Annotated in this window: 5 protein-coding genes, 1 other RNA gene and 1 pseudogene; 5 read left to right on the plus strand and 2 right to left on the minus strand. The window is 44.8% G+C overall.

Going from position 1 to position 7,131, the window contains the following annotated elements:
* The first annotated feature begins 5 nt into the window (after positions 1-5).
* The 3 genes from B4J23_RS10465 (at position 6) to B4J23_RS10475 (ending at position 3,448) form a co-directional block, all read left to right on the plus strand.
* A complete protein-coding gene (locus tag B4J23_RS10465) occupies positions 6-503 on the plus strand; it encodes a thioesterase family protein (protein ID WP_291360515.1) in 498 nt (165 codons plus the stop codon).
* A 266-nt stretch (positions 504-769) separates the two neighbouring features.
* Positions 770-1,915: an HlyD family efflux transporter periplasmic adaptor subunit gene (locus B4J23_RS10470; RefSeq protein WP_291360508.1), complete on the plus strand. Its 1,146-nt coding sequence runs from the start codon at positions 770-772 to the stop codon at positions 1,913-1,915.
* A gap of 6 nt (positions 1,916-1,921) precedes the next feature.
* Entirely contained in the window at positions 1,922-3,448 is a 1,527-nt protein-coding gene (locus B4J23_RS10475; RefSeq protein WP_291360509.1) for a DHA2 family efflux MFS transporter permease subunit, read from the plus strand.
* A 52-nt stretch (positions 3,449-3,500) separates the two neighbouring features.
* Here B4J23_RS10475 and glpK read toward each other — a convergent pair whose 3' ends face one another.
* Positions 3,501-4,985, minus strand: coding sequence for a glycerol kinase GlpK (glpK, locus tag B4J23_RS10480; protein ID WP_291360511.1), 1,485 nt, complete (start codon positions 4,983-4,985; stop codon positions 3,501-3,503).
* 130 nt (positions 4,986-5,115) lie between these two features.
* Between glpK and ssrA the strand changes: the two genes are divergently transcribed.
* Both ssrA and B4J23_RS10490 read left to right on the plus strand, forming a co-directional pair.
* Positions 5,116-5,475, plus strand: a transfer-messenger RNA (tmRNA) gene (gene ssrA / locus B4J23_RS10485).
* A gap of 183 nt (positions 5,476-5,658) precedes the next feature.
* Positions 5,659-6,795, plus strand: a complete 1,137-nt coding sequence (locus B4J23_RS10490; RefSeq protein ID WP_291360513.1) for a tyrosine-type recombinase/integrase — start codon at positions 5,659-5,661, stop codon at positions 6,793-6,795.
* Here the strand turns inward: B4J23_RS10490 and B4J23_RS10495 are convergent.
* Positions 6,792-7,131 (minus strand): annotated as a pseudogene (locus tag B4J23_RS10495) (hypothetical protein); the annotation flags it as partial. The gene B4J23_RS10490 and the pseudogene B4J23_RS10495 sit on opposite strands and share 4 nt — an antisense overlap.

The raw sequence follows: 7,131 nt of genomic DNA on the forward strand, positions 1-7,131 counted from the left end.
GACTTATGACTAAGACAGAAAGAAATTGGACAGGTAATATACATTTAGGTGCAAAAGTGGATATTGAAGTAGTCTTAAACCAGTTGGTACACGCTTTTAATACCTCTCCTTTTTTTAAGCATAATGGCATGACCATGCGGGTGGTTGATGGTCAGATCGAAGCATATGTTGAAATGCAGGATTTCATGATTGGCAATGTGGCTTTTCAGATTCTGCATGGTGGTCTTGCAGCGACCATACTCGACAGTATTGGCGGAATTGTGGCGATGGGTGAGATGTACAAGAAAGCTGAACCGGAAACTATTGCCGATACGATTAAAAAGGTATCACGTCTGGCGACGGTAGATATGCGCGTGGATTATCTGGCGCCCGGTCGTGGCAAATATTTTATTGCCCGTGCAGAAACCTTACGTTTGGGGCGTAAGGGTTGCACCATGCGCATGACTATGGTCAATGATGATGACAAGCCGATTGCCACAGCGATTGCCTCATATGCCTATTAATTAAGTTTATCTCCTCGATCCTGGCTTACTCTGAGCCCGAACTAAACCCTTATTCCTGGAATAAGGGCTTAGCTTTTTAAACTTCCGAGTAATATTTTTTTGCATATTTTCTAATTTTTATTATTAGAATGCATGAAAATTAAATTAATACGGCTTTCTCATTTTACCCATTGATCAATAAACGGGATATGAATCTATTATACATTCATGTCAGTGCTGGTCAGTGTGGCTGCGTGACCAAGTCTGTTGGATTTAGGAAAAAATCAATGACAGATGTACAAGACACCCTGCCAGAAAACGCATCTGATGCAACTTCGGATCAAGCTTTAAAAAATAAACGTAAAAAAGCCCTGAGTATCGTTGCCATCTTCATAGTGATTGCACTGGTGTTGTTTCTGGTTTGGAAATTCTTTCTGAACAATTCAGTCAGTACTGAAAATGCCTATGTGGGTGCTGAAACGGCTTCTATTACGTCTATGGTCAGTGGTCAGGTCGCTGAAGTACTGGTTCATGATACCCAAGCGGTCAAACAGGGCGATATCCTTGCCAGAATTGATGACCGTGATGCCAAAATTGCAGTGGCTCAGGCACGTGCAGAACTGACCAAAGCCAAGCGCCAGTACAAACAGACTGCGGCCAATAGTGGGGCTTTAAGCTCACAGATTAGTGTTAGTGATGATGCGATTCGCAGTGCCGAAGCTCAGCTGGCTCAGGCTCAGGCAGCCTTACATAAAGCACAAGATGAATATACGCGTCGTGAAAAACTCAGTGCGAGCGGTGCAGTGTCAAAAGAAGAACTCAGTACCGCACAATCTGCATTGGATACTGCCAAAGCAGGCGTAGCTTCTGCTGAAGCGGGTCTGGCACAAGCAAGATCTAGCCAGAAAGCAGCGCAAAGCAATTTAGCGGCGAATGAGGCCTTGATTCAAGGTGCGAATGAAAATTCGACTCCTGATGTACTTGTGGCTGAAGCCAAGCTGAAACAGGCTGAACTGGATTTAGAACGTACTGTAATTAAGGCACCATTTGATGGAGTGGTTTCACGCCGTTCAATTCAGGTGGGTCAACGTGTTGCACCAGGTACAATGCTGATGATGGTCGTACCAGTAGATCAGCTCTATGTTGATGCCAACTTTAAGGAAAGCCAGTTGGAGAAGGTCCGCGTGGGGCAGAAAGCTGAACTGACCTCTGACCTGTATGGAAAATCGGTGAAATATCACGGCACCGTGGTTGGCTTCTCTGGCGGTACAGGTTCAGCTTTCGCCCTAATTCCGGCTCAGAACGCGACGGGTAACTGGATCAAAGTGGTACAGCGTTTGCCAGTCCGTATTCAGCTGGATCCGAAAGAACTGGCCGAGCATCCACTACGTGTGGGTCTGTCGATGGAAGCTGAAATCCACTTTAAGAAGTAATTCCCGATGAATAAATATGTTCCATATGGGAATCTGACCGGCGGCAAGCTGATGCTGGCGGCCTTTGTGCTGGCATTGGCCAATTTCATGGTCGTGCTGGACATGACCATTGCCAATGTCTCGGTGCCGCATATTACCGGTAGTCTGGCAGTGTCCAGCTCGCAAGGCACCTGGGTCATTACGTCTTATGCAGTTGCAGAAGCGATCTGTGTACCTTTGACGGGATGGCTGGCGGGTCGCTTTGGTAGTGTTCGACTCTTTGGTGTCTGCTTGCTCGGCTTTACCATTTTTTCAATTCTGTGCGGGATTTCAACCAGTCTGGAAATGCTGGTATTTTGCCGGATCGGGCAGGGGCTGTTTGGCGGCCCGATTATGCCGCTCAGCCAGACTTTATTGCTACGCATCTTCCCACCTGAAAAGCAATCTCAGGCGATGGGCATGTGGGCAATGACCACCGTTGTCGGTCCAATTCTCGGTCCAATTCTCGGCGGTACGATTAGTGATAACCTGTCTTGGCACTGGATTTTCTTTATTAATATCCCGGTGGGTTTGTTCTGCGGTCTGGCTGCATTGAAGCTATTAAAACCAGCAGAAACTGAAACCAATGCTTTGAAGATTGATAAAGGTGGTTTATTCCTGCTGATTCTGTGGATTGGTGCGCTGCAGTTGATGCTGGATCTTGGTCATGAACATGACTGGTTTAGCAGCTCCTTTATCAGCACATTGGCGGTGCTTGCCATAGTTGGTTTAATCATCTTTACCATCTGGGAACTGACCGAGCGGCATCCGATCGTAGATATCCGGATCTTCCGATATCGCGGGTTTACCTTTGCTGTGCTGTCATTGGCCTTTGCCTTCGGTGCCTTCTTTTCCAGTATTGTACTGATTCCACAGTGGGTGCAAATTAATCTGGGTTATACGGCCACTTGGGCAGGTTATTTAACCGCAACCATGGGTTTTGGTAGCCTGTTGATGTCACCGATTGTGGCGAAGATGGCGACCAAATATGATCAGCGCATTCTGGCCAGTTTCGGTTTGATCTTGCTCGCCGTTGTGACTTTGATGCGGGCATTCTGGACTACGGATGCTGATTTTATGGCATTGGCCTGGCCACAGATTCTGCAAGGTTTTGCGGTGCCATTCTTCTTCATTCCACTCTCCAATATGGCATTGGCCTCAGTCCAGCCTCAGGAAATGGCTTCAGCAGCTGGTTTGATGAACTTTCTGCGGACCATGGCTGGAGCGATCGGAGCTTCAATTGCAGTCACGATCTGGGATGATCATAGTAAAGTAGCACGCAGTGAGCTGGTCGGTAAATTGAATGTCGAAGAAACCCAGAATACCTTGATAGCTCAGGGCATGAGTTCAGACAGTGCCTTGGGTTATATTTCCAGTCTGGTGGATAAAGAAGCCTTAACCCTGTCAGCCAATCATCTATTTTTGATTTTGGCGATGGTTTTTATTTTCGCAGCCTTAATTGTCTGGCTAGCTCCACGACCGAAAGCGGGTGTCGGTGGAATGCCATCACATTAATATTTTCCAAAATTAAAAAAAACCGCTAAATATTTAACGGTTTTTTATAGGATTATAAATCTGATTTGGCCCGTTTTAAGGCATTTTGCCATTTGGCCAAATGGGCTTCACGTTCATCGGACTGCATTTTCGGTTCAAAGGCGCGATCTAGCTGCCAGGATTGAGAAATTTCATTTAAATTAGAAAATACCCCTGACTTTAAACCTGCCATCGCTGCTGCACCCCAAGCGGTGGATTCCAGCATTTTTGGACGCAAGACAGGCACATTCAGCAGGTCAGCTTGGAACTGCATCAACATATCATTACAACTGGCACCGCCATCGACACGTAGTTCTTTTAACGGATGGGCAATATCCGATTGCATGGCTGTCAATACATCAGAGACCTGAAAGGCAATCGATTCCAGTGTAGCTCGGGCAATATGAGCTTTATTGGTTCCACGCGACATGCCACACAGCAGGGCACGCGCTTCACTATCCCAATGCGGTGCACCCAGTCCGGTAAAAGCAGGAACTAAGACCACGCCGTCGGTATCTTTAACTTTACAGGCCAACTTCTCTATATCACTGCTCTTCTGAATGATGCCAAGCCCATCACGTAGCCATTGCACCACAGCACCGGCCATAAAAACGCTACCTTCCAGGGCATAACTGGTCTGTCCCTGTGCCTGCCAGGCGAGGGTAGAAAGTAATTTGTTCTGGCTGAGCTGAATATCATGACCGGTATTGAACAGCATAAAACAGCCGGTGCCATAGGTATTTTTTGCCATACCGGGTTCGAAGCAAGACTGGCCAAATAAGGCAGATTGCTGATCACCCAGAATACCGGTAATGGGAATCGTAGCCCCTAATAAACCCGGTGCCGTATCTGCAATATGACAATCAGAACTGATGATTCGTGGCAGAACCGAAGCGGGGATATTAAACAGGTCGAGTAGTTCGTCATCCCAGCGTTGAGTTTGCAGATTCATCAACATGGTGCGGGAAGCATTACTCGCTTCAATAATATGCTCAGCACCTTGAGTCAGGTTCCAGATCAGCCAGCTATCAATGGTGCCAAAAGCCACATGGCCTTGCTCTGCGAGTGTACGTAAGCCATCAATATTTTCTAATAACCAGACCAGTTTCCCGGCGCTAAAATAGGGATCAAGCCGTAATCCGGTTTTTCGTTGTACCTGATCCATCTGGCCTTGCTGAATGAGCAAATTACACCAGTCTGTTGCACGACGATCCTGCCAGATAATCGCTGGCGCAAGAGGTTTGCCATTACGACGATCCCATACCACAGTCGTTTCACGCTGGTTGGTCAGGCCAATCGCTTTAATATCTTTGGCCAGAATCCGGGCAGTAGCAAGCGCCTGTTGTACCACTGCAATTTGCGAGCTCCAGATTTCCTGTGCATCCTGTTCGACCCAGCCGGAATGTGGGGTCTGGATATGGGTTTCGCGTTGAGCTGTTGCCTGAATCTGTCCGTGTTCATTAAAGATGATTGCACGGCTAGATGTCGTTCCCTGGTCGAGTGCCAATAAATAGCTCATAATTTTTTTAAATGCTGACTTGAATTATGAAATATTAGCGCAATTATGTAATCAGGCGCATTCAAAAGTGTATTTGTGTAGAAAATGCATCGTATTTTTTGCCAGTTATGCTATGATGAGCTTGTACTTTGGGGATGTTCTTGGCTTCGACGCCGATGATGAAACTCATAGATGCATGCCGAGAGCGCATTTTCTCTCGTAAATAAAATTTGCATTTAAATAGTCGCAAACGACGAAACTTACGCTCTAGCAGCCTAAGGGCTGCTTGTCCGCATCTCTGAATACTTGTGGTTAGAGATTCCGACTGAAGCGAACGCACACAAGTCCGTATAGAGTCAAGCCTCGGGGCTTTATACCAAATCTAGAGGATCGCACCTTGAACCCTGTTCGTCGGGTCTCTTGGTGTTAAAACAATAGACGATATCTAAGCATGTAGTATTCTCGAGCGTAGTGTTGGCGGACGCGGGTTCAACTCCCGCCATCTCCACCAAAATTCTTTCCGAAGTAATCCATCGGAATCTAAAAAAGCCTTTAAACTCAATGTTTAGAGGCTTTTTTATTGGCTGTATTGTCCGATACTGTCCTAAGCTGTTTGACCCTATTTTTGCTTTATTGGGGTCAAAATTGGGACAATTTGACCCACTAAATAATTTTAATTATGTGGGACAAAGATATGTCGCTTACCGATGTGCTGTGTAAAAAAGCATTACCGAAGGAAAAACAGTACCGCCTTTCTGATAGTAATGGTCTGTCTTTACGAATCGATCCGAATGGCAAAAAATATTGGTCTCTCAGATATACGGAAAATGGACAAAGGAAGTCCAAAGCAATAGGTATCTATCCTGAGCTAAGTTTAAAGCGTGCAAGGGAGATCGCGCTTGATCTGAGATATAAACTCAAAAATACAACTGAGGTCGAGCAGGAGCAGCCTTATTTTAAGGAAGTCGCAGAGGATTGGTTCAATAATCAAAAAGAAACTTGGTCATCGAAACATATTAGTAATGTACGAGCTTCATTGGATGAGCTTTATATTGCTCTCGCTAATAAGCGTATTAATCAAATTCAGGCACCTGAGATTCTGCAGATCGTTAAGAAGATTGAAGCTAGAGGCTCGCTTGAAATTGCAAAACGTACCTTATCTCGTTGCGGCATGGTCATGAAGTATGCAATTGCGCATGGTTATCGTTATGATAATCCGGCAGGTGATCTGGTTTATGCTCTCAAGAATAAAAGAGTCAAAAACCTGGCTTCCCTTACTGCCTCTGAAATGCCTGAATTTTTAAGAAAGGTAAGAGCATACCCAAGTGATGCTCAGACACATCATGCGATTATTCTGATTATGCTGACAGGTGTTCGGGTTAGTGAGTTACTGCAAGCACGTTGGGAAGAGTTTGATTTGGAGGGGCGTAAGTGGGATATTCCTGAAGAACGAATGAAGAACCGACTTCCACATCGTGTACCGTTGACGGACATGATGATTGAAGAGCTGCAATCTTTAAGACTGACTCATAATCAGGAGTTGCTTTTCCCACATCGTTTAAATAACAAAGAACCTATGCGTAGTGAGTCTATTTTGGCCGTGATCAAGCGTTCGGGCTATACAGGTCGGATGACCACACATGGTTTTAGATCGCTATTCAGTACAGTCGTAAACGAATCGAATCTGTTTAATCCAGATGCTATTGAACGCCAGCTTGCTCACGTACCCCAGAATAGAATTCGCTCGGCGTATAACCGAGCACAGTATTGGGATGAGCGCGTAAGGATCATGGAGTGGTATGGGGAGCAAGTGAAAGAGTGGATGGCTTAGTAAAGAGCCTTCCCTTTTTTATCACACATTTCATTTGTATACGCCTCCTTAATCAATATTTCTAAAACTTCACTTTCAGAAATATTTTTGAAAAGTGCTAATTCTTCTAAAAGCTTTTTTGATTCTTTTTTTAATGGTAAGTGGTAGCTCCTTTTAGGGTTATCTTTATTTTTCATTCTAAAAACATTTTGCTGCCAAGCTTTTTTAAGTTTGTTTAAATCATTAATGTATTTTTCTTTATTATTAATATATAGATCATCAAAGTATGCATGAATATACTCTTGATTTGATTTTTCTTGTTCAAGTTGAAACTTAGGAAAAATATCATATTTGAAG

This window comes from Acinetobacter sp. UBA3025 (assembly GCF_002367915.1).
GTDB lineage: Bacteria > Pseudomonadota > Gammaproteobacteria > Pseudomonadales > Moraxellaceae > Acinetobacter.